At 67.5% G+C, this 25662-nt stretch carries 32 protein-coding genes and 2 tRNA genes; 10 read left to right on the top strand and 24 right to left on the bottom strand.

Translation table 11 applies throughout. The features are described from left to right. The first annotated feature begins 32 nt into the window (after window positions 1-32). Both LT965_RS01745 and LT965_RS01740 read left to right on the top strand, forming a co-directional pair. Complete coding sequence (locus LT965_RS01745) at window positions 33-1022, top strand: 5-methyltetrahydropteroyltriglutamate--homocysteine methyltransferase (protein ID WP_232702292.1); 990 nt, start codon at window positions 33-35, stop codon at window positions 1020-1022. After that, window positions 1019-2080, top strand: a complete 1062-nt coding sequence (locus LT965_RS01740; RefSeq protein ID WP_232702291.1) for a methionine synthase — start codon at window positions 1019-1021, stop codon at window positions 2078-2080. The genes LT965_RS01745 and LT965_RS01740 overlap by 4 nt, the downstream gene beginning before the upstream one ends. Before the next feature lie 4 nt (window positions 2081-2084). Here the strand turns inward: LT965_RS01740 and LT965_RS01735 are convergent, their stop codons facing one another. The 5 genes from LT965_RS01735 to rpl7ae all read right to left on the bottom strand — a co-directional run bounded on the left by LT965_RS01735 (window position 2085) and on the right by rpl7ae (window position 3743). After that, window positions 2085-2360: a hypothetical protein gene (locus LT965_RS01735; RefSeq protein ID WP_232702290.1), complete on the bottom strand. Its 276-nt coding sequence runs from the start codon at window positions 2358-2360 to the stop codon at window positions 2085-2087. A gap of 125 nt (window positions 2361-2485) precedes the next feature. Then, the gene (ndk, locus tag LT965_RS01730) at window positions 2486-2968 is read right to left on the bottom strand and encodes a nucleoside-diphosphate kinase (protein WP_232702289.1); all 483 of its coding nucleotides are present in this window, start codon (window positions 2966-2968) and stop codon (window positions 2486-2488) included. Then, window positions 2965-3150: a 50S ribosomal protein L24e gene (locus tag LT965_RS01725; protein WP_232702288.1), complete on the bottom strand. Its 186-nt coding sequence runs from the start codon at window positions 3148-3150 to the stop codon at window positions 2965-2967. The genes ndk and LT965_RS01725 overlap by 4 nt, the downstream gene beginning before the upstream one ends. Continuing rightward, window positions 3150-3374, bottom strand: a complete 225-nt coding sequence (locus tag LT965_RS01720) for a 30S ribosomal protein S28e (RefSeq protein WP_232702287.1) — start codon at window positions 3372-3374, stop codon at window positions 3150-3152. The genes LT965_RS01725 and LT965_RS01720 overlap by 1 nt, the downstream gene beginning before the upstream one ends. 6 nt (window positions 3375-3380) lie before the next feature. Next, entirely contained in the window at window positions 3381-3743 is a 363-nt protein-coding gene (gene rpl7ae, locus LT965_RS01715; protein WP_232702286.1) for a 50S ribosomal protein L7Ae, read from the bottom strand. Window positions 3744-3947: 204 nt separating this feature from the next. Between rpl7ae and tmcA the strand changes: the two genes are divergently transcribed. Both tmcA and LT965_RS01705 read left to right on the top strand, forming a co-directional pair. Continuing rightward, window positions 3948-6182 carry a tRNA(Met) cytidine acetyltransferase TmcA gene (gene tmcA, locus LT965_RS01710; RefSeq protein WP_232702285.1) on the top strand — a complete coding sequence of 745 codons (2235 nt, stop codon included), beginning with the start codon at window positions 3948-3950 and terminating at the stop codon, window positions 6180-6182. Between the two features lie 24 nt (window positions 6183-6206). Further along, complete coding sequence (locus tag LT965_RS01705; protein ID WP_232702284.1) at window positions 6207-6680, top strand: DUF456 domain-containing protein; 474 nt, start codon at window positions 6207-6209, stop codon at window positions 6678-6680. A gap of 18 nt (window positions 6681-6698) precedes the next feature. On the opposite strand, the gene LT965_RS01700 is transcribed toward LT965_RS01705, so the two are convergent. From LT965_RS01700 to LT965_RS01690, 3 genes are all read right to left on the bottom strand, one after another. Beyond that, entirely contained in the window at window positions 6699-8459 is a 1761-nt protein-coding gene (locus LT965_RS01700; protein ID WP_232702283.1) for a glutamate--tRNA ligase, read from the bottom strand. 199 nt (window positions 8460-8658) lie between these two features. Beyond that, the gene (idsA3, locus tag LT965_RS01695) at window positions 8659-9705 is read right to left on the bottom strand and encodes a geranylfarnesyl diphosphate synthase (RefSeq protein WP_232702282.1); all 1047 of its coding nucleotides are present in this window, start codon (window positions 9703-9705) and stop codon (window positions 8659-8661) included. Beyond that, complete coding sequence (locus LT965_RS01690; protein WP_232702281.1) at window positions 9706-11052, bottom strand: ribonuclease J; 1347 nt, start codon at window positions 11050-11052, stop codon at window positions 9706-9708. 227 nt (window positions 11053-11279) lie between these two features. Here LT965_RS01690 and LT965_RS01685 point away from each other — a divergent pair, with 227 nt between their 5' ends. After that, window positions 11280-11477, top strand: coding sequence for an HVO_2922 family protein (locus LT965_RS01685; protein ID WP_232702280.1), 198 nt, complete (start codon window positions 11280-11282; stop codon window positions 11475-11477). A 2-nt stretch (window positions 11478-11479) separates the two neighbouring features. Here LT965_RS01685 and LT965_RS01680 read toward each other — a convergent pair whose 3' ends face one another. Both LT965_RS01680 and mvk read right to left on the bottom strand, forming a co-directional pair. Beyond that, entirely contained in the window at window positions 11480-12217 is a 738-nt protein-coding gene (locus LT965_RS01680) for an isopentenyl phosphate kinase (RefSeq protein ID WP_232702279.1), read from the bottom strand. Further along, entirely contained in the window at window positions 12214-13200 is a 987-nt protein-coding gene (gene mvk / locus LT965_RS01675) for a mevalonate kinase (RefSeq protein WP_232702278.1), read from the bottom strand. Before mvk ends, LT965_RS01680 begins: the two co-directional genes overlap by 4 nt. 156 nt (window positions 13201-13356) lie before the next feature. Here mvk and LT965_RS01670 point away from each other — a divergent pair, with 156 nt between their 5' ends. After that, window positions 13357-14172, top strand: a complete 816-nt coding sequence (locus LT965_RS01670) for a VOC family protein (protein WP_232702277.1) — start codon at window positions 13357-13359, stop codon at window positions 14170-14172. 101 nt (window positions 14173-14273) lie between these two features. Here LT965_RS01670 and rpsB read toward each other — a convergent pair whose 3' ends face one another. From rpsB to moaA, 14 genes are all read right to left on the bottom strand, one after another. Further along, the gene (rpsB, locus tag LT965_RS01665; RefSeq protein WP_232702276.1) at window positions 14274-15023 is read right to left on the bottom strand and encodes a 30S ribosomal protein S2; all 750 of its coding nucleotides are present in this window, start codon (window positions 15021-15023) and stop codon (window positions 14274-14276) included. Next, window positions 15020-16216 (bottom strand): phosphopyruvate hydratase, encoded by a 1197-nt coding sequence (eno, locus tag LT965_RS01660; protein ID WP_232702275.1) that lies wholly within the window; start codon window positions 16214-16216, stop codon window positions 15020-15022. The genes rpsB and eno overlap by 4 nt, the downstream gene beginning before the upstream one ends. Next, window positions 16217-16396 (bottom strand): DNA-directed RNA polymerase subunit K, encoded by a 180-nt coding sequence (locus LT965_RS01655; RefSeq protein ID WP_232702274.1) that lies wholly within the window; start codon window positions 16394-16396, stop codon window positions 16217-16219. Beyond that, window positions 16393-16593, bottom strand: coding sequence for a DNA-directed RNA polymerase subunit N (locus tag LT965_RS01650; RefSeq protein WP_009761010.1), 201 nt, complete (start codon window positions 16591-16593; stop codon window positions 16393-16395). The genes LT965_RS01655 and LT965_RS01650 overlap by 4 nt, the downstream gene beginning before the upstream one ends. 12 nt (window positions 16594-16605) lie before the next feature. Further along, complete coding sequence (locus LT965_RS01645; protein ID WP_232702273.1) at window positions 16606-17004, bottom strand: 30S ribosomal protein S9; 399 nt, start codon at window positions 17002-17004, stop codon at window positions 16606-16608. Next, window positions 16998-17435 (bottom strand): 50S ribosomal protein L13, encoded by a 438-nt coding sequence (locus LT965_RS01640; RefSeq protein WP_232702272.1) that lies wholly within the window; start codon window positions 17433-17435, stop codon window positions 16998-17000. The genes LT965_RS01645 and LT965_RS01640 overlap by 7 nt, the downstream gene beginning before the upstream one ends. Continuing rightward, window positions 17432-17785: a 50S ribosomal protein L18e gene (locus LT965_RS01635; RefSeq protein WP_009761013.1), complete on the bottom strand. Its 354-nt coding sequence runs from the start codon at window positions 17783-17785 to the stop codon at window positions 17432-17434. The genes LT965_RS01640 and LT965_RS01635 overlap by 4 nt, the downstream gene beginning before the upstream one ends. A 33-nt stretch (window positions 17786-17818) precedes the next feature. Further along, a tRNA-Leu gene (locus LT965_RS01630) sits at window positions 17819-17903 on the bottom strand. A gap of 129 nt (window positions 17904-18032) precedes the next feature. Beyond that, a complete protein-coding gene (locus LT965_RS01625; protein ID WP_232702271.1) occupies window positions 18033-18776 on the bottom strand; it encodes a DNA-directed RNA polymerase subunit D in 744 nt (247 codons plus the stop codon). Window positions 18777-18778: 2 nt separating this feature from the next. After that, window positions 18779-19162: a 30S ribosomal protein S11 gene (locus LT965_RS01620; RefSeq protein ID WP_009761015.1), complete on the bottom strand. Its 384-nt coding sequence runs from the start codon at window positions 19160-19162 to the stop codon at window positions 18779-18781. A gap of 7 nt (window positions 19163-19169) precedes the next feature. Next, complete coding sequence (locus LT965_RS01615) at window positions 19170-19682, bottom strand: 30S ribosomal protein S4 (protein WP_232702270.1); 513 nt, start codon at window positions 19680-19682, stop codon at window positions 19170-19172. Then, window positions 19682-20197 carry a 30S ribosomal protein S13 gene (locus tag LT965_RS01610; RefSeq protein ID WP_232702269.1) on the bottom strand — a complete coding sequence of 172 codons (516 nt, stop codon included), beginning with the start codon at window positions 20195-20197 and terminating at the stop codon, window positions 19682-19684. The genes LT965_RS01615 and LT965_RS01610 overlap by 1 nt, the downstream gene beginning before the upstream one ends. Window positions 20198-20220: 23 nt before the next feature. Further along, window positions 20221-20303 (bottom strand) — tRNA-Ser (locus LT965_RS01605). 135 nt (window positions 20304-20438) lie between these two features. After that, entirely contained in the window at window positions 20439-21398 is a 960-nt protein-coding gene (gene moaA, locus LT965_RS01600) for a GTP 3',8-cyclase MoaA (protein ID WP_232702268.1), read from the bottom strand. A gap of 135 nt (window positions 21399-21533) precedes the next feature. On the opposite strand from moaA, the gene LT965_RS01595 reads away from it, so the two are divergent. The 4 genes from LT965_RS01595 (at window position 21534) to LT965_RS01580 (ending at window position 25662) form a co-directional block, all read left to right on the top strand. Continuing rightward, complete coding sequence (locus LT965_RS01595) at window positions 21534-22565, top strand: Mrp/NBP35 family ATP-binding protein (protein WP_232702267.1); 1032 nt, start codon at window positions 21534-21536, stop codon at window positions 22563-22565. Next, a complete protein-coding gene (locus tag LT965_RS01590; RefSeq protein ID WP_232702266.1) occupies window positions 22562-22777 on the top strand; it encodes a DUF7976 family protein in 216 nt (71 codons plus the stop codon). The genes LT965_RS01595 and LT965_RS01590 overlap by 4 nt, the downstream gene beginning before the upstream one ends. 66 nt (window positions 22778-22843) lie before the next feature. Beyond that, window positions 22844-23629: a hypothetical protein gene (locus LT965_RS01585; protein WP_232702265.1), complete on the top strand. Its 786-nt coding sequence runs from the start codon at window positions 22844-22846 to the stop codon at window positions 23627-23629. 146 nt (window positions 23630-23775) lie between these two features. Then, window positions 23776-25662 (top strand): 2-oxoacid:acceptor oxidoreductase subunit alpha, encoded by a 1887-nt coding sequence (locus LT965_RS01580; RefSeq protein ID WP_232702264.1) that lies wholly within the window; start codon window positions 23776-23778, stop codon window positions 25660-25662.

Raw genomic sequence — 25662 nt, 5'->3', positions numbered from 1 at the left:
ATTAAACGAGGGCATCGCGTAGCGACGTGTAGATGACCCGAATCGCCACGACACTCGGCCTCTACCCCCTCCCCGACGACGCCAAGGAGCGGCTGTCGGACCTGAAGGGCCACCAGAAACACGACCTCGTCAGCGGCGACGAGGACCCCGCGATCGAATCCACGTACGACGACGTCCGCGCAGAACTCGTCGACGTCCAGCAGGACGCTGGCCTCGACCGCGTCGTCGAGGGACAGGCGCGCTGGGACGACATGCTCGCCCACCCGCTCACCGTCCACGACAACGTGGAGACCGGCGGCATCGTCCGCTACTACGACAACAACAACTTCTACCGCGACCCAGTCGTGCAGGGCGACCTCGACTTCTCCGGGGACGTCGCTGCCGACCTCGAGGCCGCGGCCGACCTGACCGACGACCTGCAGGCGGTCGTCCCCGGTCCGTACTCGCTGGCCGACCTCGCGACCGACGAGCACTACGGCGACGACGAGGAGTTCCTCGCCGCCGTCGCCGAGTTCCTCGCCGGCGAAGTGGCGGCGTTCCCCGACGCCGTCGAGACGGTGTTCGTCCTCGAACCGTCGCTCGTGACGAACCCGCCCGGCGACGGCGCCGACGAGCGTGCGAGCGAGGCAATCGACGAGGTGGCCAGGGCCGCCGACGCGGACGTCGTCGCCCACTCCTACTGGGGCGCCCTCGAGGAGAAGGTCCACGCCCACCTCCTCGACGCCGACGTCGACGCGGTCGGCTACGACCTCGTCTCGAACCACGACGACAACGTCTACAACGTCGCCGAGTACGGCACCAAGGACTCGGTCGCCCTCGGCGTCGTGGACGGCCAGAACACGCTCGTCGAGTCTCCCGAGACCGTCCGGGAGCGCGTCGACTGGTTCGAGGACGCCGTCCCGAGCGACTTCGAGGACGTCTACGTCACCTCGAACACCGAACTGTTCTACCTGCCCGTCAACCGCTTCGAGGAGAAACTCGCGGCACTCGGCGCGGCCGTCGCTCCGGAGGTGGAAGCATGAGCAACCGCGACCAGTTCCGCCCCGAGGACCACGAGAACGACCACTTCCTGCTGACGACCGTCGTCGGCTCCTACCCGAAGCCGAAGTGGCTCGACCGCGTGAAGGACCTCTGGGAGGACCCGGACGCCGACTTCGGCGACGACGAGTGGGCCGAAGCCACTGACGACGCCGCCCGCCTCATCACCGAGGAACACGAGCGCGCCGGCCTCGACGTCGTCGTGGACGGCGAGATGCGGCGCAACGAGATGGTCGAGTTCTTCGCCCACCGCATCGACGGCTACGAGTTCAACGGCCCCGTGAAGGTGTGGGGCCACAACTACTTCGACAAACCCAGCGTCGTCAGCGACGTCGAGTACGACGAGTCGTGGCTCGTCGACGAGTACGAGTTCACCGCCAGCGTCGCCGAGCGCCCGGTGAAGGTCCCGATTACAGGTCCGTACACGCTCGCCAACTGGAGTTTCAACGAGGCCTACGACGACGACGAGGCCCTCGCCTACGACCTCGCGGACCTCGTCAACGAGGAGATCGAGAAACTCGTCGAGGCGGGCGCCCGCTACATCCAGATCGACGAACCCGCGCTCGCGACCACGCCCGACGACCACGCCATCGTCGGCGAGTGCCTCGAACGCATCGCCGCCGGCATCCCCGAGGACGTCCGTATCGGACTCCACGTCTGCTACGGCGACTACTCCCGCATCTACCCCGAGATCCTGGAGTTCCCGGTCGACGAGTTCGACCTCGAACTCGCGAACGGCGACTACGAACAGCTGGACGTCTTCACGGACCCCGCGTTCACGAAGGACCTCGCGCTCGGCGTCGTCGACGCCCACGTCGCGGAGGTCGAGTCCGTCGAACAGATCGAGGCGAACATCCGGAAGGGCCTGGAGGTCGTGCCGCCGGAACGGCTCACCGTCAGCCCCGACTGCGGCGTCAAACTCCTCCCGCGGCAGGTCGCCTACGAGAAGATGGCGAACCTCGTCGAAGCCGCGCGGAACGTCGAAGCGGACCTCGACGCGGGGAACATCGACGCGTCGGCCGCCGCGCCCGCCGACGACTGACGCCTCAAGCGTCCTCGCGGCGGAGCTCCGAGAGGTGGTCCCGACAGACGACGTTCTCCGTGACGACCTCGTAGTCCTCCCGGGACTCCTCACCGGCCGCCGTCACCGCGCCGACGAACTCGACGAGGTCGTAGTCGCCAGCCTCCCCGCAGTAGAGACACGTCGCGCTTCCGACGTTGGGGGAGACGTGCTCGGCGACGCACTGCTCGCAGATGCCGACCACGTCCCCGTCGACGAGCCGGTATATCGGCCCCGTCTTGTTGCAGACCAGACAGTCCATACGGAGCGCTCGCTCCGCCGCCGGAAGAAACCCTCGGCCGGCGAGTCGTCGTCGACGTCACGCTTGACGACGCGGAACTGCACGGCTACCCGACGTTCGGACCGTGTGGAAAAAGGTCGTCGTCGCTAGTGGTCGTCGGCGTCCTCGTACACCCACGAGGCGGTACCGAGTTCCCAGTCGACGAGTTCCTCGTCGTCGAAGAAGAGCCCGATCTCGCGCTCGTTGGCGCCCTCGTCCTCGTGGTCGCTGCCGTGGATGAGGTTGTGGCCGAGGTCGTTGCCGTAGTCGCCGCGGATGGTGCCGGGCGCCGCCTCCTGTGCGTCCGTCGCGCCCATCATCTGGCGGACCTGCCGCGTAGCGTCCGCGCCCTCCCAGACCATCGCGAAGACGGGCCCGGAGGTGATGAACTCGACGAGTCCGTCGAAGAACGGCTTGTCCTCGTGTTCGGCGTAGTGCTCGTGAGCGAGGTCCTCGTCGATCTGCATGAACTTCCCGCCCACCATCTTCAGGCCCTTGTCCTCGAGCCGGGAGACGACGTCGCCGATGAGACCGCGCTGGACGCCGTCGGGCTTGACCATCACGAAGGTTCGTTCGTCGTGGTGGCTCATTCTTCGACTTCCTGTTCTTCCTCGGTCCACTCCACGTCGCGTGGCTCGCGGCCGAGGTCGGCGTTCTTCTCGCACTTCGACGAACAGAAGTGCACTGTGCTCCCGTCGTTGTGGACGAACATCGTCCCCGTGCCGGGTTCGATATCCGCGCCACAGTAGTCACACGTTCGAGTCTGAACCATCACTGACCACCGATGGAGTCCGCCTCGCGGGCGGTTTCCTTGAGCTGGAGGACGTCCCCCACTCGGACTGGACCCAGGACGTTCCGCGTGATGATGCGGCCCTGGTTCGAGCCCTCCTGGATGCGGCACTTCACCTGCATCGCCTCGCCGTGCATCCCGGTCTTCCCGACGACCTCGATGACTTCGGCGGGCGTGGAGCCCTCTTCAGATTCCTCTGCACTCATTGCTGGTTACTGGAGGTCCTCGATTTTCTGCGCGATGTCCTCGACGTCGTCCTCGGCGTCGCCGGCGTCCACGATGGCCGCGGCGGCGCTGCCGACTTCGAGGCCGGCGGCGTTGCCGAGTTCGTCCTGCGTCTCGACGAACGTCACGCCGATGCCCTTCTCGTCGGCGAGTTCGGGCAGGTGCATCACGATCTCTTCAGGGGAGACGTCCTCGGCGACGAAGACGAGCGAGGCGTTGCCGCGCTCGACGGCCTTGGTCGTCTCGTTGGTTCCCTTCTTTACTGTCCCCGTGTCACGAGCCACTTCGAGCGCTTCGAGGGCTCGCTCCTGGAGGTCGGCTGGAACGTCGTAGTCAACGTACACTGGCATATGTTGTTCACCTTCCCGCGGACGGGCTTGCGCTCCCCTGCCGGTTCGGAATCCCTGACGGCTAGGAGCATCATCGACCCTCCACAGGCTGTATCCTATCCATCGGGGACCCTCAGTTAAAAGCGCTTTCAAAGCACGTCGCCGTGCGACGACGAGACACGCCGGACGAAACGCCCTTGCCCCACCTCCCCGAAGCACTGGCCGATGAACGTCGACGCCGCCCGAGTGCTGCTCGAGGAGGCCCGGTCGGCCGACGAGCGACGCCTGCTCGTGCTCGCCGGCGACCGAGCGGCCGGATTCGAGGCAGCCGACGCGCTCCTCGCGGACCTCCCGCTCCCGCTGGGCGGCACCACGCTGGTCTCGACGCGGGACGCCCTCGCCTGCGAGCAGGTGGCGCCGCGGAACGCCGACCGCCTGCTCGGCACCACCAGGAGCGCCGTCGTCTTCGACGCCCACCCGGACTGCCGGCCGAACGCGCTCGGCCGCGTCGTCGGCGCCGTCGACGGTGGGGGGCTTCTGGTTCTCCTCACGCCCCCGCTGGACGACTGGCCGCGGCGCCGCGACGCCTTCGACGAGGGTCTGGCGGTGCCGCCGTTCAACGTCGACGACGTCGCGGGGAACTTCCGGCGACGCCTCGTCGCCACGCTCCGCGAACACCCGGGAGTCGCCATCTACGACGTCGACGAGCAGCGACTCGAACGCGACGGTCTCACCGACCCCGCGCCGCGACTCGCTCGGCCGCTCCCCGACCCGCCCAGTTCTGCCGCGTTCCCCTGCGAGGCGTACGAGGCCTGTCTCACGGACGACCAGCTGAGCGCGCTCGCGTCGTTCGAGGCGCTTCGTGACGCACCCGCGGCCGTCGTCGCGGAGGCCGACCGCGGGCGCGGGAAGTCGAGTGTCGCGGGCCTCGCCGCCGCCTGTCTGGCTCGCGAGGGACTGGACGTCCTCGTCACGGCTCCGGGCCGCCGGAGCACCGACGAACTGTTCGCTCGCGCCCGGGAACTGCTCGGCGACCTCGACTGCCTCCGGGCCGACGGCGACACACTCGTCGCCGAGTCGGGCGGCCGGATCCGCTTCGAGAAACCACCCACGGCGGCCGAACTCCTGGGCGACCCGGACGCGGTGTTCGCCGACGAGGCGGCCGCCGTCCCGGTCCGCCTGCTCGAGTCGCTGCTCGACTGCGAGCGCCTGGCGTTCACCACGACCGTCCACGGCTACGAGGGCGCGGGACGCGGCTTCGACGTGCGGTTCCGGGACCGACTCGACGACGCCGACCACGAGGTCACCGAGGTGTCGCTCGTCGACCCGATCCGGTACGCCGCCGGCGACCCCGTCGAGACGTGGGCGTTCCGCGCGCTCCTGCTCGACGCGCGGCCCGCCGTCGACCCGCTCGTCGCGGACGTCTCCGTCGACGACGCGAGCTACGAGGCGCTCCCGCCAGCGGACCTGCTCGCGGACGACCACCTGCTCCGGGAGGCGTTCGGCCTGCTCGTCTACGCCCACTACCGGACCGAACCGAACGACCTCGCGCGCCTGCTGGACGCCCCGAACCTCGCCGTCCGCGCGCTCACACACGACGGCCACGTCGTCTCCGTCGCGCTGCTCGCTCGCGAGGGCGGCCTCGACGGGGAGTTGCGGGCGGCGATGTACGAGGGCGCTCGCGTCAGGGGCAACATGATCCCCGACGTGCTCACCAGCCAGTTGCGCGACGAGGGCGCCGCCGTGCCCGTCGGCTGGCGCGTGATGCGCATCGCGACCCACCACGCCGTCCGCGAGCGCGGCCTCGGCTCCCGGCTCCTGGGCGCGATTCGCGACGAGTTCGAGGGGACGGCCGACTGGCTCGGCGTCGGCTACGGCGCGACACCGGAGCTGCTGTCGTTCTGGTCGGCGAACGGCTACTCGACGGTCCACCTCTCGACGACGCGAAACGACACCAGCGGCGAGTACTCCGCCGTGATGCTCGCACCGCTCACCGACGAGGGCGAGCGGCTCCACGACCGCCACGCCGGCTGGTTCGCGCGCCGGAGCGCGAGCGTGCTCTCGGACCCGCTGCATGACCTCGACGCGGACGTCGCGCGGGCCGCACTCCGGGCGTGCGACGCGGACCCCGGACTCGACCTCTCGACCGACGAGTGGCGAGTCGTCGCGGGCGCCGCCCACGGCCCCGGGATGTACAGCGTCGACCCCGGACCGTTCCGGCGACTCGCGCGCTACCACCTCGTCGCCGGCGACGCCGACCTGCTCTCCGCACGTGAGGAGCGCCTGCTCGTCCGGAAACTCCTGCAGGCCCGGCCGTGGAGCGACGTCGTCGCCGAACTGGACTTCCACTCCACCGGGCAGGCGATGCGCGCGCTCGGCGACGCGCTCCGGCCGCTCGTCGCGTCGTACGGCGACGACACGGCACGTGCAGAACTCGCCCGGTTCACCGACGAGAATTAGGCGCGGACGGCCCAACGAGGTGGTATGGACGTGCTCGTCGCGCTCGCGTTCGTCATGCTGGCGCTCGGCGTCGCGGGGAGCCTGCTCCCACTGCTCCCGAGCGGCGCCCTCTCGCTGGCAGGCGTCCTCGTCTACTGGTGGCACACTGGACGCCCGGGGACGTTGCTGCTCGCCGCACTCGTCCTCGTCGCGGTGGTCGCCGTCGCCGTCGACTGGCTCGCCGGATTCGTCGGCGCGCGGGCCGGCGGTACCGACACGAGAACGGCAGTCGCAGCGGGCATCGTCGGGTTCGCGCTGATGATTCCTACGGGTCCGCTCGGCCTCCTCGCTGGCGTCGCCGGCACCGTCTTCGTCCTCGAGTTCCGGGAGAACCAAGACGTCGAGGCGAGCGCGCGCACCGCGGGGTACGCCACCGTCGGCGTGCTCGCCTCGGCGGCCATGCAACTCGTTCTGACGGTCGCCATCCTCGCCGCGATGGTCTGGGTGCAGTTCGCCTGAGTCCGACAGGGGCGCTGCTCAGGGGTGGGCGTAGTACGCGACCGACTCGCCGTCGTCGTGGCGGTCACAGCGCGCGAACCCGACGCGCACGAACTGGACGACCGTGTCGGGGTCGACGTCGGCGAACCCGGGCTCGGCGAACCCGTGGACGTCGCCGTCGGGTGTGCGGAGCGTCACCGGGACGTTGTCGTCGGCGGGCACCCAGTGGACCACGTCCACGCCCTCCTCACGCACGACGTCGATGTCCGCCTCGTCGAGGTAGTGGAAGTCCTCGCCGTCGAACTCCACGGGGCCGTACCCCTTCAGCCAGACGCGCTCGTCCGCCTCGGGCAGGTCGCGCTCCTCGACGACCACGGCGTCGCCGACCGGGATGTCGCGCTCGCCGCGGTCCTCGTGGTCGGGGTGGACCAGCGGGTGTGCGCTCCCCGGACCGCCCGACAGCGGAACCTCGACAGCGTCGAAGGACTCCTCGGCGTCCGGCGAGCGGGCGTTGAACCCGTCGCGCACGAAGAACTGCCGGGGCGCCTCGTCGTCCACCAGGTCGCGGTTGTTCGAGTACACCGAGGACATCGCGAGGTCGACGTTGCTCGTCGACGTCCCCAGTTCCGTCATCGCGTCCACGAGCGCCTGCCCGCGGATGCCGCGGCGCTGCACGCTCGGCAGCGTCGGCGCGCGCGGGTCGTCCCAGCCGTCCAGTTCACCCGCGTCGATGAGTTCGCCGATGGTGGACGTCGACATCTTCACGTCATAGGCGTCGACCTGCACGTGCCCCCAGTGGATGACCTCCGGATACTCCCAGCCGAAGTAGTCGTAGACGAACTGCTGGCGCTTCGCGGAGTCCTGCAGGTCGATGCCGCGGATGATGTGCGTGACGCCGGTGAGGTGGTCGTCGACGCCCGACTGGAAGTCGAGCATCGGCCAGCAGCGGTACGCCGCGGCCTCCTCGCGTGGGTGGGGCGTGTCGATGAGGCGGAACGCCACCCAGTCGCGGAGCGCGGGGTTCTTGTGGTCGATGTCAGTCTTCACGCGCAGCACCATCTCCCCGGAGTCGTACTCGCCGTCGACCATCGCCGCGAACTCCTCGGCGACGACGTCGGCGTCTTTCTCGCGGTGCGGGCACGCCTCGCCGCTGTTCTTCAACTCGGAGAACTCCTCGGCGGGACAGCTACAGGTGTATGCGCCGCCCATCCCGATGAGCTGTCGGGCGTGCTCGTAGTAGGTCTCGAGGCGGTCGCTGGCGCGGTACACCTCGGCCGGTTCGAACCCGAGGTACTCTATTTCGTCGAGAATCTCGTCGTACGCCCACAGGAGCGGGCGTTTCGTCTCCGGGTCGGTGTCGTCGAAGCGCACGATGAACTCGCCGTCGTACTCCTCAGCGTATGTTCCGATGACCGCCGGCATCCGCGCGTGCCCGATGTGCCACGGGCCGTTCGGATTCGGCGCACACCGCATCCGGATCTCGTCATACTCGTCGGCGTTCGGGAGGTCCGGCAGCACCTGCTCGTCGCCCTCGTCCTCTGCCTCCAGTTCCTCCAGGCGCTCGGGTGCGAGTTCGCCGAGGCGCTCGCGCTTCTCCTCGACGCTCATCCCGTTGACGTCCGCGATGACGGGGGAGACGACGCCCGGAATCTCGTCGCCGCGCTCTCGGAACGCTGGGTTCTCTCCCATCATCGGCCCCATGATGGCGCCGACCTGCGCGTCGCTGTCGTGCTTGAGCGCGTTGAAGAGGGCGGCGACCTCCGCCTCCCGTCGCACGCGCTCGCGAATCTCGTCGTCCATTGGCTCTGGGTTCGCCCGAGTCAGGCAAATCCGTTGGGATTTGCGGTGGGCAGTTTCGGTGCTGACGGAGTAAGCATCAGCGCGCGGAGCGCGCTGTTCACTGCGCGAGCGGAGCGAGCGCAGGACGTTTTTAGCGTAGCTTTTTGCGAGGCGTGGTGCGCGAGCGAAGTGAGCGGACCCGCCGAAGTAAAAAGGTCCGTTAGTAGCCCCGTTCGATCAGGTAGTCCGCGACCTGTTCGAGACGCCGGTGGGCCTCGTTGTCCGGGAGGACCGAGAGGTGGTCTTTCCCTTCGGCGACGAGGTCGTCGGCGAGGTCGCGGGCGTACTCGATGCTGCCCACGGCCTCGAGTTCGCCGACCGCGTCCTCGATCTCGGCGTCCGTGACGTTCTCGGGGTCAGTCGCGTCGAGGAGGCCCTCGACGTCGACGCCCTGGTCGCGGGCGTGGAGCGTGATGACCGTCTTCTTGTTCTCGACGAGGTCCGAGCCGCGCTGCTTGCCTAGCTTCTCGGAGGGGACCGTGAGGTCGAGGACGTCGTCGTGGATCTGGAACGCCTGCCCGACCCGGAGGCCGTACTGGTAGAGCGCCTCGACGGTGTCGTCGTCGGCGCCGAGTACGATGGCGGGGAGGCTGGCGGCCGCGGCGTACAGCACCGCGGTCTTCAGCTCCACCATCTCCATGTACTCGTCGGGCACCACGTCGTCGCGCGTCTCGAAGTCGACGTCGAGGGCCTGGCCTTCGCAGATGTGGGTGCAGGTCTCCGCGAGCGTCCGCATCGCGGCGAGGCCGCGCTCGGGTGGCGCCTCGGTCCGCAGCATGATCTCGAACGCCTTCGAGTACAGCGTGTCGCCCGCGAGAATCGCGGTCTCGGTGTCGTACTCGCGGTGGACGGCTGGGACCCCACGCCGGAGGTCGTCGTCGTCCATGATGTCGTCGTGGATGAGTGTGAACGACTGGATGACCTCGATGGAGACGGCGGCCGCCATGACGTCGACGGTCTCGCCGGTGAGGTCCGGGAACTCGCGGTAGTCCACGCTGCCCGGGGCCACGTCGGCGAGCGCCTCTGCGGTCAACAGCAACATTGCGGGCCGGAGGCGCTTCCCGCCGGCCTTCAGGAGGTACCGGGAGGCCTCGTAGAGGCGCTCTGGGCGCTTGGACGGGAGGTCCTCGTCGATGGCGGCGTTCACCAGTTCGCGGCGCTCGCGGACCGCCGAGAGCACCGCCTCCTCGCGAGCGTTTCGAGACATCTACTCGACGAGCTGGATGGTGTTGCCGTTCTCCGTCACGTGGAGGTCGCGGCCGAGCTTGTACCCCTGGCTCTTGCAGAGGGCCGCGTACGGTGCGAAGCCCTTCATGTTCTGGTGGGCAGGGATGACGTGCTGGGGCTGGAGCGCGTCGAGCATCTGGTAGTGGCCTTCCTCGCGGAGGTGGCCCGAGACGTGAATGTCGTCGTAGATGCGCGCGCCCTGCATCTGGAGGAGGCGCTCGGACTGGTAGCGCTGCCCCTCGTTGGTCGGCTCCGGAATCACGCGGGCCGAGAAGATGACCTTGTCACCGTCCTCGATGTCGTAGGGGGTCTCGCCGCGACCCATCCGGGTGAGCATCGCGCGCGGCTCGCCCTGGTGGCCAGTGACGATGGGGAGGAAGTTCTCCTTGCCCTCGTTCATCACGCGCTTGAACGCACGGTCGACGGACTTCCGGTGACCGAACATCCCGAGGTCGTCCGGGAAGTTCACGCGGCCCATGCGCTCTGCGGTGCCCGAGTAGTGTTCCATCGAGCGACCGAGCAGGATGGGTTCGCGGCCGATGTCCTTCGCGAACTCCACGAGCGAGGAGACCCGGGAGACGTGACTGGAGAACGTCGTGGCGACGATGCCGCCGTCGTAGTCCTCGACGCTCTGGAGCACGTCTTTGAGGTGGCGCCGCGCCACGCTCTCGGAGGGTGTACGGCCCTTCCGGCCGGCGTTCGTACAGTCCTCGATGTAACAGAGGACGCCCTCGCCCTCGCGGCCCAGTTCGCGGAACCGCTTCATGTCGATCGGGTCCTCGAGGACGGGGTCGTTGTCGATACGCTTGTCGAGGCCGTAGACGACGGCGCCCTCCGGCGTGTGGAGGACGGGGTTGATGGCGTCGATGATGGAGTGCGTGACGTGGACGAACTCGAGTTCGCAGCGCTCGCCGATGTCCATCGTCTCTCCGGCGCTCATCTCCACGAGTTCGTTGTCGACGCCGAACTTCTGTTCGCCCTCGATCTGGCCCTTCACCAGTTCGATGGTGAAGGGCGAGGCGACGATGGGTGCGTTGTAGCGGTGGGCGAGCTTCGAGAGCGCGCCGATGTGGTCGAGGTGGCCGTGGGTCGGCACGATTGCCTTCACGTCGCCCTCGAGGTCGCTCATCACCCGGTCGTCGGGGATGGCGCCCATGTCGATCAGGTCGAGGCTGTGCATCTTCTCGGTCTCGACGTTGTCGTGGATCAGGACCTGCGAGAGGTTCAGACCCATGTCGAAGATGACGATGTCGTCTCCTGCTCGAACCGCAGTCATCTGCCGCCCGACTTCCTCGTAACCGCCGATGGTTGCAATTTCGATTTCCATGGTTGGAATCACTGAAACCCGCGTTTGTGCGCGTCTCTAAACAGCCGCGGACTGGCGACGGCGAACTACGGCGTCTTGCGGCCGTTAGCCGCCGTCGCGTGGACGCCCGCGACGCTGCTCTTGCGCATGGTTGTACCCGCGGTGTTAAAAACAGCAGGGATTGCCCGTTCGGCGGTACGACGCGAGGCGGCCACAGGCTAATCCGGACGGCGGTCGTAGTGGTGACCATGGCCGACGCCACGTTCCACGTCTACGAGGACGCCGCGGGCCAGTTCCGGTGGCGCCTCGTCCACCGCAACGGCAACATCATCGCGGACTCCGGCGAGGGGTACGCGTCGAAGCAGAAGGCCGAGCAGGGACTCCAGAGCGTCAAGGAGAACGCACCCGACGCCGAGGTCGTCGCCGAACCGCCGCCCGAGCGGTAGCGCTACCCCTCGATGCGCGTGCCAGCGTCCTCGCCGGCGAGGAACGCCCGGAGGTCCGCTGGACCGAACACGAACGCCGGAGATTCGGCGTCGAGGAGCGAGCGGACCTTCGCCGCCATGCCGCCGGTCACGTCGGTGGCGTCGCTCCCGCCGAGCGCCGCCGCGACGTCGTCGTAGCTCCCAATCTCGCCGACGACCTCGCCGTCCTCGTCGAGGACGCCCGGCACCGTCGAGCAGAGGCCGAGGCGCTTGGCGCCCAGTCCCACCGCGACGTGAGTGACGAGTTCGTCGCCGCTCACGATGGTCGCACCTTCTCCGGTGTGCGTGAGGACGTCGCCGTGGAGTACCGGTACGAACCCCTCCTCGAGCATCGCGGCGACGTGGTCGGTCGGGAGGGCGAGGTCGCCGTCGGCAGTACGGTGGCCGGTCGAGAACGGGTGGACGGGGACGGCCGGGACACCGGCCCCTGCCAGCGCTCCGACGACGGCGTCGTTCAGGCGCTCCATCGCGGCCGCGATGTCGCGTACTGCCGCCGAGTCGGTCGTCCCCTCGCTGGTGGAGACGCCGTGTTCGGCGGCGTGCGGGTGCCCGAAACTCCCGCCGCCGTGGACGACGACCAGGTCCGAGACGTTGGCTTCCCCGACCGCTGCCGCCAGATCCGCGAGCTGGTCGTCGTCGACCGTCTCCGGGCTGTCCTTCTCGGTGACGACGCTGCCGCCGAGTTTGAGGACGACCGTCATGCCTGCCGGACGCCCTCCGTGGCGAGCGCCGCGCGGAACGACTCCTCGCAGTCCGGTGTCAGGCCGAGCGCCGTCTCCACGCAGTCCTCGGCGTCGAGCGCGACGACGCTCCCGCCGCCGCCGGCGCCCGTCAGTTTCGCGCCGAGTGCGCCGCTCTCCCGGGCTGCCCACACCATGGTCTCCAGCGAGCGCGCGGAGACGCCGAGCGCGGAGAGCAGGCCGTGGTTGACGTCCATCAGCCGACCGAGCGTCTCGACGTCGCCCGCGGCCAGCGCGCGCTCGCCCTCCCGGACCAGGTCGCCGATGGCGGCGACGGTGTCCGCCGCGAAGCCGAACTCCTCGCGGAGCGAGCGCACCCCGGCGACGAGTTCACCGGTGTCGTGGCTGGTGCCGTCGTAGCCGACGACGAACGGCAGGTCGGGCGCGTCCAGGGTCGTGCAGTCGTCGCCCTCCACGCGGACCGCGCCACCCATGGCCGAGCAGAACGTGTCGGCGCGGGAGGCCTGGCCGTCCTGGACCTCGTACTCCACCTGATAGGCGCGGTCGGCGACCTCGCGGGCGTCGAGTTCGACGCCGAGTTCCCGGGTCGCGGCGTCGATGCCCGCCACCGCGACGGCCGCACTGGAGCCGAGGCCCGCGCCGAGCGGGATCTCGCTCTCGATCTCCACGTCGAAGCCTGTGTGCGGGCTGTCGGCGGCGTCCCGCGCCTGCGCGACGGCCTCGTCGACGTACCCCGTCGCCGCCTCGACGAGCGGCGTCGGCACGTTCACGTCGGGTTCCTGGTCGCTCCCGTCGCTGTATTCGACGGTGAACCCGTCCAGCGAGAGGGCGTCGGCGGACACCCGCAGGTGGTCGTCGTCGCGCTCGGAGACGGTGACGGTCGCCCGCCGCTCGATGGCGCAGGGCACCGCCGGCTCCCCGTAGACGACGGCGTGCTCACCGAAGAGGTACACCTTCCCCGGCGCACTCGAAGTCGTGGTCATACCTCCCGCTGGGACCCCCGAGGTAACAGAAGTTCCGGAACGCGACGCGACGAGGTCGACGCCGCTCGTCCGCTCACTCCACGGCGAACCCACGGCGGCTACCGAGTCGGCCCGCGGAGCGGCCGAGTTTATGTCCCTACGGCCGCTACCCTCGCCATGCGCCCGGTCATCGACCACGTGCCGTTCGCTGCCAGCGATCTGAACGCCATCGTCGAGCGCTTCGAGTCGGCGGGCTTCGACCCCGACTACGGCGGGGAACACCCCGACGCGGGCACCGAGATGGCCGCACTCGTCCTCCCGGACGGCTCCTACCTCGAACTCGTCGCCCCCACCCGGTCGGACCCGGCGTGGTGGGGCGAGTTCTTCGAGTACGGCGACCCCCTGGCGGGTCCCAGCGACTGGTGTGTCGAGTCCGGCAGCGTCCACGCCGAGTGCCAGCGCCTCATCGACCACGACGTGGAGGTCCACGGTCCCTCCCGCGGGAGCCGCGAACGCCCCGACGGGACGGTCGTGGAGTGGGACAACGCCTTCCTCGGACCGCCCGAGGAACACCTCCTCCCGTTCGTCGTCAGCGACCGCACGCCACGGGAGTACCGCGTGCCCGACAGCGAGCTGTACGGGTCGCCGGTGTCGGGCATCGCGTGGGTCGTCCTCGCGACTGACGACCTCGACGCCACCGTCGAGCGGTTCGAGCGCCTCTACCGCTTCCCCTCCCCGGAGTACGACTACGACGACGAGTACGGCGACCTCGCGTGCTTCCCCGGCCAGGACGTCGTCCTCTGCGAACCGGACGGCGGCCGCGTCGCCGACCGCGTCGCCGAGTTCGGGCCGTGTCCCGCAACCGTCCTGCTGACCGCGGACGTCGACGACGCGCGCCACCAGCACCCCCTCGGCGACGGCCGCGAGTGGTTCGGGCGCCGCGTCCGCTTCGTCGAGGGTCTCGACGGCTACCTCGGTCTCGTCGAGCGGTAGCCGCGGCTACTGGCTGGTCTGTCGACTCTCTGCCCCGCCGAGCGCCGTCGCTGTCGGCGATGCGTCCGGAGAAAGGTACTTCGTCGAAGTCGGAAACCGGGTTAGAGGCCGTCCTCGAAGTCCTCGAGGGCGTACGTCGGCTCCGCGCCGCGCCGGTCGAGGGTCTCGTTGGCGAGCAGCCAGTAGACGACCGAGAGCGCGCGCCGCCCCTTGTTGTTCGTCGGGACGACGAGGTCGACGTTGCTCGTCTGGTTGTTCGAGTCGCACATGGCGATCACGGGGATGCCGACCGTGATGGCCTCCTTGACGGCCTGGGCGTCACCGATCGGGTCGGTGACGACCAGCACGTCCGGCTCGATGTAGCCGTCGTACTGCGGGTTCGTCAGCGTCCCCGGGATGAATCGGCCGGTCCGGGCGCGCGCGCCGACCGCTTCCGCGAACTTCTCGGCGGGGAAGCGACCGTACTGGCGGCTGGACGTGACCAGGATCTGCTCGGGGTCGTAGTTCGCCAGGAAGTCCGCGGCGGTGCGGATGCGCTCGTCCGTCTTCGAGACGTCGAGCACGTAGAGACCGTCGGTGCGGACGCGGTGGATGAACCGGTCCATGTCGCTGGTCTTCTGCTGGGTACCGATGTGGACGCCGGCGCCGAGGTAGTCCTCGACGGGGATGAGGAGGTCGGCCTCCTCGTCGGACATCACGTCCTCGGTGGCCGTGGACTCCGGCTCCGGTTCTTCGGCGGGCTGTTCGTCTGTCTGGGCCTCGCTCTCGGTGTCCTCCTCGGCGGCAGGCGCGTCCTGCTCCTCGGGGGCGTCCTCGAGTTCGGCCTCTGTGTCGGATTCGTTCTCGCTCATGCTTCGTCCGCGATGCGGATGAGTTCGTTCAGCTTGGCGGTGCGCTCGCCGCCGACCGCGCCCGTCTTGATGAACGGGGCGTCGGTGGCGACGGCGAGGTGTGCGATCGTCGTGTCTTCGGTCTCGCCGCTGCGGTGGGAGACCACGGCGTCGTAGCCGTTCCGGGTCGCGAGCTCGATGGCGTCGAACGCCTCGGTCAGCGTCCCGATCTGGTTCGGTTTGACGAGGATGCTGTTGGCCGCGCCTTCGTCGATGCCGCGTCCGAGGCGGTCCGTGTTCGTCACGAACAGGTCGTCGCCGCAGATCAGCGTCTGGTCGCCCACACGCTCTGTCAACTCGGCGAACGCCTCGTAGGCGTCCTCGTCGAGCGGGTCCTCGACGTAGGCGAGGTCGTACTCGTCGACGAGGTCCGCGACGTAGTCTATCTGCTCGGCGGTCGAGCGGGTCTCGTCGCCGTAGACGTACTCGCCGTCTTCGAAACACTCCGCGGCGGCCATGTCGAGGCCCATGCGGATGTCGAAGCCGAACTCGTCGGCCACCTCACTGACGGCCTCGGCGACGACCTCGAAGGCGGTGGCGTCGTCGATGGACGGCGCCCACGCGCCCTCGTCGCCCTTCGCCGCGGGGACGCCGCGGTCGTCGAGGAGTTCGCCGACGCGCTGGTGGACAGTGGCGTTGGCGAAGACGGCCTGCCGGACGCTCGGCGCGCCGACGGGGGCCGCGAGGAACTCCTGGATGGCGGTCGCGTCGGCGGCGTGCGCGCCGCCGCCGACGACGTTCCCCAGCGGAACCGGGAAGTTCCGGCCGCGGAACGCGCCACCGAGGTGCTGGTACAGCGGCACACCGAGGACGTCCGCGGCGGCCTTCGCGGTCGCCATGCTGACGGCGACGGCGCTGTTGGCGCCGATCTCGGAGAAGTCCTCCGTCCCGTCGGCGGCGCGGAGCGCCGAGTCGACGCCCCGCTGGTCGCCGGCGAACTCCCGGCCCTCGAGGCGCGGGGCGACGTGTTCGCGGGCCGCCGCGATGGCCTCGTCGACGGGGCGTTCGACGGCCTCGTACTCGCCCGTGCTCGCGCCCGACGGCGCGGCAGCACGGCCGAACCCGCCGCTCTCGGTGGTGACCTCGGCCTCCACGGTCCTGTTACCGCGGGAGTCGAGCACCGGGCGGAGTCGGACGGCCTCGATGCGCGTCATTCAGTTCTCCCTCCGGACCGTGAACGGGAGCACCTCGGCGTCGTACTCCTCGGCCGCGATGAGGATGGGCTCCGACTGGTCGGTGTCGACCAGCACGGGCGCCCCGTAGGACACCTGCAGCGCTCTCGCACCGATGATGCGAGCCTTCTCGTACCGATTGAAGTGCTGTAGTTCGCTCATTGGTAGGGGGAGACCACGTCGACCAGGTCCTGGTGTGAGATCAACATCCGTCGACAGCAGTGCCGGTCCACGCCGAGGTCGTCCAGCACGTCCGCTGGGTCCTCGTCGCCGTCGTGGGAGTCGGCGCGTGCCTTGAACTCTTCCCAGTACTCGCCGACGACGTTACCGCACGTGAAACACCGGACTGGTACCATCATAGCTCGATCACCTCAGCGGTAGGACTTCTGGTAGCGGGCGCGGGCACCGGGGCCGCCCCACTTCTTGGATTCACTCTGGCGGACGTCGTTGACGAGCAGGCTGCGGTCGAACTCCCGGTAGGCGTCGCGGAGCTCCGCGTCGCCGAGGTGTTCGACCAGCCCGCGCGCGATGGCGGTGCGGACGGCGTCTGCCTGACCCGCGAAGCCGCCACCGGAGACGTCGATGTCCACGTCGACCCCGTCGCGGAGGTCCTCGCCGGCGATGCGGAACGGCTCCAGCATCTTCATGCGGGACATCTCCGGTTCGACGAGTTCGACGGGCGTGGAGTTGATTCGCACGCGACCCTTCCCGTCGCTCACGGTGGCGCGAGCGACAGCCGTCTTCTTCTTGCCTGACGTGTTGGTTACCATGTGACGTTTGCCCCCAGTTCTTCGGAGACTTCGCCGAGGGAGACGAAGCGGATGTTCGAGAGTCGGTCCAGCGACGTCCCCTCGAGCACCTCGCCGTCCTCGTCCGTCGGGTTGCCGACGTAGACGCGGACGTTCTCGAACGCCTCGCGGCCGGCCTGCTCCTTGTACGGGAGCATGCCGCGGACGGCGCGCTTGAAGATGCCGTCGGGGCGCTTCGGGTAGTACGGACCGCTGTCGGAGCCGAGCTCCGCGCGCTTGTTGTACGTCCCGAGGATGTCGTCTCGCGCGCCGGTGATGATCGCCTGCTCGGCGTTCACGACGGCGACCGTCTCGCCGGCGAGTGCGCGTTCGGCGACGTTGCTCGCCACGCGACCCATGATGCAGTCCCGGGCGTCGACGACCACGTCGGCGTCGAATTCTGCGAGACTCATCGGATCACCCGTACGTCGTTACCGTCTGGGTTCTGTTCGACTGCCTGTTCGAGATGGACGACGTCGCCGTCGGCGTGCTCGATCTTCGTCTCCGCGCTGCCGGAGAAATCCACGGCAGCGACGGTGACGGACTTTCGAAGCGTGCCGGACCCCAGCACCTTGCCGGGGACGACGACCGTCTCGTCCTCGTTCGCGTATCGTTCGATGCGACTCAGGTTCACCTCGGCGTGCGTGCGGCGTGGCTTCTCCAGCCGACCCGCGACGTCGTGCCAGACGTCCGCGCCCGAATCTCGGGCGACGGACTTCAGTTCGGCGATGAGACTGCTGAGTCTCGGACTTGTCTTGCTCATGCTCCTAACTCCTGGAAATTGTGAGAAAGCGAGTGCAGGGAGCAGGATTTGAACCTGCGAACCCCTACGGGACAGCGCCCTGAACGCTGCGCCTTTGGCCTAACTTGGCTATCCCTGCACGGCCGCGGTGGCGCTACGCTTCTCAGTTGCCCCCGACCCTTCTTACCGATTTCGATTGCCGGACCCGTGGCTCCCGGGGCAGGGACGGACGCCGGCGCGGTAGTTGGGGTCGGATTGGGCATTTGTGTTACAGTTGGACTGCCTGTTCGAGTTCGTCCGCGCGGTCGACCAGGGTGTCGACCGCCCGGAGCACCAGTTCGCTCACGGGCATCGAGCCGTCGGATTCGACGTGGAAGACGAACGCGCCGGGGACGTCCTCGACCTCGACCTCCTGCTCCGGATACCGCTCGGTGAGGTCGTTGTCGAAGTCGTCAGTCGGCACGAGTTCGCCGTCGTCCTCGACGACGCCCCGCAGCATTTGGGGCTCGTCGTCCGCGTACTCGCCGCGGTCCCCGACCACGTTCACCTGCTGGAGGTGTCGGTAGCCGACCGCGACCCCGCCCTGGTGTTTGGCGTGGTCGCGGCCGTGGGCCAGCACTGCGTCGGCCTCGAGCTCGAGACGCTGGTCGTCTTTGAGCTCGATGATGGGGACGTTCTTGTCGGCGGCCTCGACGTCCGGGTCGGAACTGACCAGGTCGCCGGAGTACGCCGTGCCCGGGCCCTCGACGTCGAGCGCGAGCGTCACGGTGTCGCCCACCGCGAAGTCGTCGGGCGTGGTCAGCGGGACCAGCCCGAGACGGAGCGCGATCTGTTCGTCGAACATCACGCTGGAGTTCTCCACGAACCGCACGTCGTCGATGGAGAGCGTCGGCACGTCGGCGAGGATCGCTCGCCGGATGCCGTTCGCGAACGCCGGTGTGATGTTGCGGACGACGAACAGGGCTTCCCGGTCGCCGCGTTCGATGAATTCGACGTCGAAGTCCGTGCTCATGGTTAGTACCCGCTGTTCTTCGGTGGTCGCGTCCCGTCGTGGGGGACCGGGGTGACGTCCTCGATGCGGCCGATCTCGAGGCCGGCGCGCGCCATCGCCCGGATGGCCGCCTGCGCGCCCGGACCCGGGCTACGCTGGAGGTTGCCACCCGGACCGCGCACGCGAACGTGCACCTTCTCGATGCCCTGGTCCAGGACGTTCTCTGCGAGCTGTTCTGCCATCTGCATCGCGGCGTACGGCGACGCCTCGTCCCGGTTCTGCTTCACCACGGAACCGCCACTCGACTTCGCGAGCGTCTCGGCGCCCGTCTCGTCGGTGACCGTCATGATGGTGTTGTTGAACGAGGCGTGGATGTGCGCGATGCCCCATTTGGTGTCGTCAGCCATACTTATGTCACTCCTGTGCACCGGCGCGAGCCGGGTGCAGTTCGTCGGTGAGGTCGCTGCGCTCGTCGAACTCGATGGCGTCCTCCTCGTCGACCGGCACCGTGTACGACGGTGCGGTGACGCGAGCGCCGTCGACCGTGACGTGGCCGTGGTTGACGAACTGGCGGGCCTGCCCCACCGTGTTCGCCAGGCCTTCGCGGTAGACGACGGTCTGGAGGCGGCGTTCGAGCACGTCCGTCACGTCGAGCGACAGGACGTCGTCGAGGCTCTCCTCGCTGGAGAGGATGCCGATGCGCTGGAGGCGCGTGACGAACTCCTCGCCGGAGACCTCGCCGGTCTCGCCGAGCAGTCGTCGCGCCTCGCGACGGTAGTCGCGCAGTTCGGACTGCGCGCGCCAGAACTCCTCCTTGTTCTTCAGGCCGTATCGCGAGACGAGGTCGGACTCCTCGGCGATGCGTTCGCCCTGGTAGGGGTGGTTCGGCGTCTCGTAGAACTTGGTGTTCTCGCCTGGGAGCGCCATTACTCCTCACCTCCCTCTGCCGCTTCTTCTGCTGCCTGTTCTTCCTTGATAGCCTCGACGTTCACGCCGATGGTGCCCTCGGTACGACCGGTGGACTTCGTGCGCTGACCGCGGACCTTCTGTCCGCGCTCGTGACGGATACCCTTGTACGAACGGATCATCCGCATGCGGTTGATGTCCTGGTCGCGGGTGAGACCGAGGTCGTTCCCCGTGATGTGTCGGGTCTCGCCCGAGTAGAAGTCGTTTCGGCGGTTCGCGAGCCACTCCGGTGCGTGCTCGGTGAAGCCGTCGACTGCCTCCTTGACGCTCTCGATGTCGTCGTCGTCGAGGCGGCCGATGGTCGCCGAGCGGTCGACGCCGGAGTCGTCCGCGATAACTCGCGCTACGCGACGGCCGACGCCGTCGAGTTCCGCGAGGGCGCGTTCGACGGTCTTCGTCCCGTCGAGGTCTGTCTGACCGATGCGGACGAAGTATCGAATGTCCTCGTCCGCGTCCTGTTGTTCTTCCGAACTCATGATTTGGGTGTGTTACGGAAAGGCGTCGTGGCGGGGATTTGAACCCCGGAGGCTTACGCCACAGAGTTAGCAACCCTGCGCCTTGACCAGGCTAGGCTACCACGACACGACTTTCGTTGGTGTATCTTCGCCCTTCCGGACTCGGGGCCTGGGCCCCTACAGTGACTGCGTCTGAGAGAAATCGGGGCCCGTACTTAAACATCACGAAAGGTCGGCCCGCCGACTAGCCGAACTCGCCGCCCTACACCTCGATGTAGTCGTCGTTGACCTCCCACCCACCCTCCCCGTCTTCGACCAGGTACTCGCCGTAGTACGGCACCCGCTCGTCCACCGTCTCCCGGAACGCCTCGCGGATCTCCGGTTTCGTCATCTCCCCCATCGACCGCAGGTCGTCGTTGCGGTTCAGACAGCCCTTCAGGTACCCCTCGTGTGTCACGCGTACGCGGTGGCAGTTCGCGCAGAACTCCTCGTTGCCCACCGGGTCGACGATCTCGACCATGCCCCCGTTCACCCAGTACCGTCGCCGGTCGTGCATCTCCCGCGTCTCCACGCGGTCCGCGCGCTCGGCGAGCCAGTCGTGGACGTCCTCGATGTCCACCGCCCACTCGGGGTGGCCCGCGAGCTCCGGCATGTACTCGATTAACTGCAACTGGAGAGCGTCGTTCTCCGCGACGTGGTCGACCATCTCGGGGACGTAGCCCGCCGTCTTCCGGAAGACGACCATGTTCAGCTTCACGGGGTCCAGCCCAGCGTCGACGGCCGCCTGGACGCCCTCCAGCACGCGCTCGTACGTTCCGCTCTTCGTGAGCGCCTTGAAGTCCTCGGCGTCGAGAGCGTCCTGAGAGACGTTCACCCGTTCGAGGCCGGCGTCGACCAGGTCCGCCGCTCGACCCGGGAGGAATGTGCCGTTGGTCGTCATCGACACCTCCATCGAGTCCGGCGTCCGCTCGATGATCTCCTCGAGGTCGTCGCGGAGCATCGGTTCCCCTCCCGTGAGCTTCACCGCCTCCACGCCGAACTCGGCGGCGACCTCCAGGAACCGGACCACGTCGTCCGCGCTCATCTCGTGGTCCCGGGGGTCCATCGGGCCGCGCGTGTCCCCGAGTCCCTCGTTGTGGCAGTAGACGCAGTCGAAGTTACACCGGTCGGTGAGGGACACGCGGACGCCGGAGACCTCGCGCCCAAACGAGTCCGAGAGCATGAGATAGTATCCCACGCAGAGACGTTTAAATCCGCGGGTAGAACCCGGCGTTTCGTAACCATCTGTGGTTACGTCTGCGGCTGCGACGCTCGTTCGACACAACCCTTATCGGCACACCACGTCCTACTCGCAACCATGAACGAAGACGACGTACGGGCGCTCCTCCGGGACGTCGAGGACCCCGCGCTCGGCGACAACATCGTCTCGCTGGGCCTCGTCAACGACTTCGACGTGGACGGCGACACGGTCACCATCTCGCTCGCACTCGGCGCACCGTACTCCCCCGCGGAGACCGACATCGCCGCCCGCGTACGCGAAGTGCTCTCGGACGCCGGCCTCGAGGCTGACCTCACCGCCGCCATCCCCGACCGCGCCGGCAAGGACGTCCTCCCCGGCGTCAAGAACGTCGTCGCCGTCGCCTCCGGGAAGGGCGGCGTCGGCAAGTCCACGGTCGCCGTCAACCTCGCCGCGGGCCTCGCCGACCGCGGCGCCCGCGTCGGCCTCTTCGACGCCGACATCTACGGCCCCAACGTCCCCCGCATGGTCGACGCCGACGACCACCCGCAGGCCACCGAGAACGAGACCATCGTCCCGCCCGAGAAGTACGGGATGAAGCTCATGAGCATGGCGTTCATGATCGGCGAGGACGACCCCGTCATCTGGCGCGGCCCGATGGTCCACAAGGTGCTCACCCAGCTCATCGAGGACGTCGAGTGGGGCCACCTCGACTACCTCGTCGTCGACCTCCCGCCGGGAACGGGCGACACTCAGCTCACGCTTCTCCAGACCGTCCCGCTCACCGGCGCCGTCGTCGTCACCACCCCGCAGGACGTCGCGGTCGACGACGCCCGGAAAGGGCTCCGGATGTTCGGTCGCCACGACACCACGGTCCTCGGCATCGTCGAGAACATGGGGACGTTCGTCTGCCCGGACTGCGGCGGCAACCACGACATCTTCGGCAGCGGCGGCGGCGAACAGTTCGCCGACGACAACGAACTCCCGTTCCTCGGCTCTATCCCCCTCGACCCGAGCGTCCGCACCGGTAGTGACGAGGGCCAACCCGTGGTCCTCGACGACGACAACCAGACCGGGGAGTCGTTCCGCGAGTTCGCCGCAGAGACCGCCGACATGCTCGGCCTCGTCAACCGCCGGAGTGTCAGCAGATGACTGACTTCGACGACACCGAGAAACGCGACGCGCTCCGCGAAGTCGCCGACGAACTCCGCGAAGCGGAGAGCGACGAAGCCGAGCGTATCGCTGCGCTGGTCCACCGCGTCAGCGACATCTACGACGACAGCGAGGACACCGACCCCCAGCACGTCTACCTCAACATGCGGAACATCCTGCAAATCTCGGAGCAGGGCGGTATCGAACGTTAGCGGCGGTCCCTTTTCCGCTATCACTTCTACCATTGCGTTAATTGTTCTGTAAATTATGGGGGTAGTATGGCTGGGAAAAGGCTGCTTTTGGCTGGGACAAACCTAACGCTTTCCTATCTATTTGTTGCGGTGCTCTTCTTTCCCGTAACCGTCATTCAATGGATAGGCCGAACAAGTCAACTCTACAAAGCCGCTCGAAGACCCATTTTGTTTTCAGAAAGTCGAGCGGAACGGATACGGAATGATTTGGCTGATGGAATGTCTGACGGTGCAGTTCGAATCCTCGAATACAACGATATTGGGTCAATTCCTGTCGCCCGTCAAACGTACCGTCATCTAGGGCTGAAGGCTGCCCGGAAAACGGAGCGTACTCTAAGCACGGGCGAGTTCATAATCACGTCCGTCATAATTGTCGTCGGTATTGGTGCTTCAATCATCAACCTCGTACCAATCAGTCAACACTGGGTGGAATCCAGCAACTTGCCTGCTTATGCTTTTGGTTGGATTTCTGTTGGAACAACGATATTCGGATTTCTTCTTCTCACTGTAATTCTCGTTCGTGATTCAGTTGTGGATTTCTTCATGTTTGACGACAAGGACCTTTCAACCGGTACTCCGCCGGAATTGCTCACAAAGGTTGTATGGAATAAGAAGGTCGCTGAAAACCCCACAAAACCCGTCCATGCGTACTACCTTCTGTCACTTGCGGGTTTAATTAGCGAGGAGGTTTACTCAAAGGTACTTTCGGCTCTGGTAGAGAGTATGGACCCTGAAACAGAGAGGCAAGAGCTGATGCAGAACCGTCTTCCTGAAATTTCTGAATTGATTATCAAGGAGATGACGGAGGAGTAATTCTGTGTGCTTTTTCTGGCTAAATGCCCGACAACCGCTCTGTCTACCAGTGTCCTTCATCATCTTTCCATGATAATGGATGGCAAACGATTTAGTAGCCAACGTACCTACCTCCGGTAACGGTCCAGACGAGGGCCAGATCCACTATGACTGATGACGAACTCATCTGGCGAGTGGCGGGCGGTTCCGGCGACGGGATCGACTCCACGAGTCAGAACTTCGCGAAGGCGTTGATGCGTTCGGGCCTCGACGTCTTCACGCACCGCCACTATCCCTCCCGAATCCGCGGCGGCCACACGTACGTGGAGATTCGAGCGAAGGATGGCAACGTCACGTCTCGCGGGGACGGCTACAACTTCCTCCTCGCGCTGGGCGACTCGTTCGCCCGGAACCCGACCGACGACGCCGTCTACGGCGACGAGGAGGTGAAACCGCTGACGGAGAATCTCGACGACCTCCGCGAGGGCGGCATCATCGTCTACGACGAGGGACTGCTCGACGAGGACGACGTCGAGGGTCTCGACGAGCGTGCCGAGGAGAACGGCTGGCACGTCTACCCGCTCGACCTCCGCGGCATCGCCAAGGAGCACGGCCGCGAGGTCATGCGGAACACCGCGGGCGTCGGCGCGACGGCCGCGCTCACGGACATGGACCTCGACCACATCGAGGACCTGATGAGCGACGCGATGGGCGGCGAGGTCCTCGAACAGAACCTCGAGGTCCTCCACGACGCCTACGACCAGGTCAACGAGATGGAGTTCTCCCACGACCTGCGGGTCCCCGAAGGGGAACACGACGAGGAGCAGGTACTCGTCTCCGGGAGCCACGGTATCGCGTACGCGGCCATCGACGCCGGCTGCCGGTTCATCGCCGGCTACCCGATGACGCCGTGGACTGACGTCTACACCATCATGACGAGCCTCCTGCCGGACATGGGCGGCATCTCCGAGCAGGTCGAGGACGAGATCGCGGCGGCGGCGCTCGCAGTGGGCGCCTCGCACGCGGGCGTGAAGGCGATGTCCGGTTCCTCGGGCGGTGGCTTCGCGCTGATGAGCGAACCGCTCGGACTCGCCGAGATGACCGAGACGCCGCTCGTGCTGCTCGAGGCGATGCGCGCGGGTCCCTCGACGGGGATGCCGACGAAGCCCGAGCAGGCCGACCTCGAACACATCCTCTACACGAGCCAGGGCGACAGCCACCGCGTCGCGTTCGGGCCCAGCGACCCGAAGGAGTGCTACGAGCAGACGCGGACGGCCTTCGAGATCGCCTGGGAGTACCAGATCCCGTCGATCGTCGTCTACGACCAGAAGCTCTCCGGGGAGTACCGGAACGTGGACGCCTCCTTCTTCGACCGCGAACCCAACCCGACGCTCGGGAGCACGCTCACGGAGGACGAACTGGCGGAGGCGCCCCACGACGACACGGGGAAGTTCCACCGGTTCCAGCAGGAGACGGACAACGGCGTCAGCCCACGGTCGATCCCCGGCCAGAAGGGCGGCCGCTACCTCGCCTCCGGCAACGAACACTGGCCGAACGGCCACATCGCGGAGGACCCGGACAACCGCCAGATGCAGGTCGACCGACGCATCCAGAAACTGGAGTCCATCCGTACGGACCTCGACGAGCGCGACCAGCAGGTCGTCTACGGCGACGAGGACGCCGACTTCGGCCTCGTCGTCTGGGGCAGCCAGCAGGGCACCGTCGAGGAGGCCGTCAACCGCCTCAACGCGAACGGCAACAGTGTGAAAGCGCTGGGCGTCAGCGACCTCTCGCCGTTCCCGGTCGAGGAGGTCAGCGCGTTCGTCGACAGCGTCGACGAGGCCCTCGTCGTGGAGATGTCCGCGACCAAGCAGTTCCGCGGCCTCATCCAGAAGGAGGCCGGGACCTTCGGCGGGAAGCTCTCCAGCCTCCTGAAGTACAACGGCAACCCGTTCGAACCCGCGGAGATCGTGGAGGCCGTCGAGATCGAACAGAACGGGGGCGACGAGCAGCCGACCGCCCAGACCACCCTCGAACCCGCGGCAGGTGACTGA

The organism is Halobacterium wangiae, from assembly GCF_021249345.1.
GTDB lineage: Archaea > Halobacteriota > Halobacteria > Halobacteriales > Halobacteriaceae > Halobacterium > Halobacterium wangiae.
This window is presented reverse-complemented; position numbering and strand designations above follow the sequence as displayed.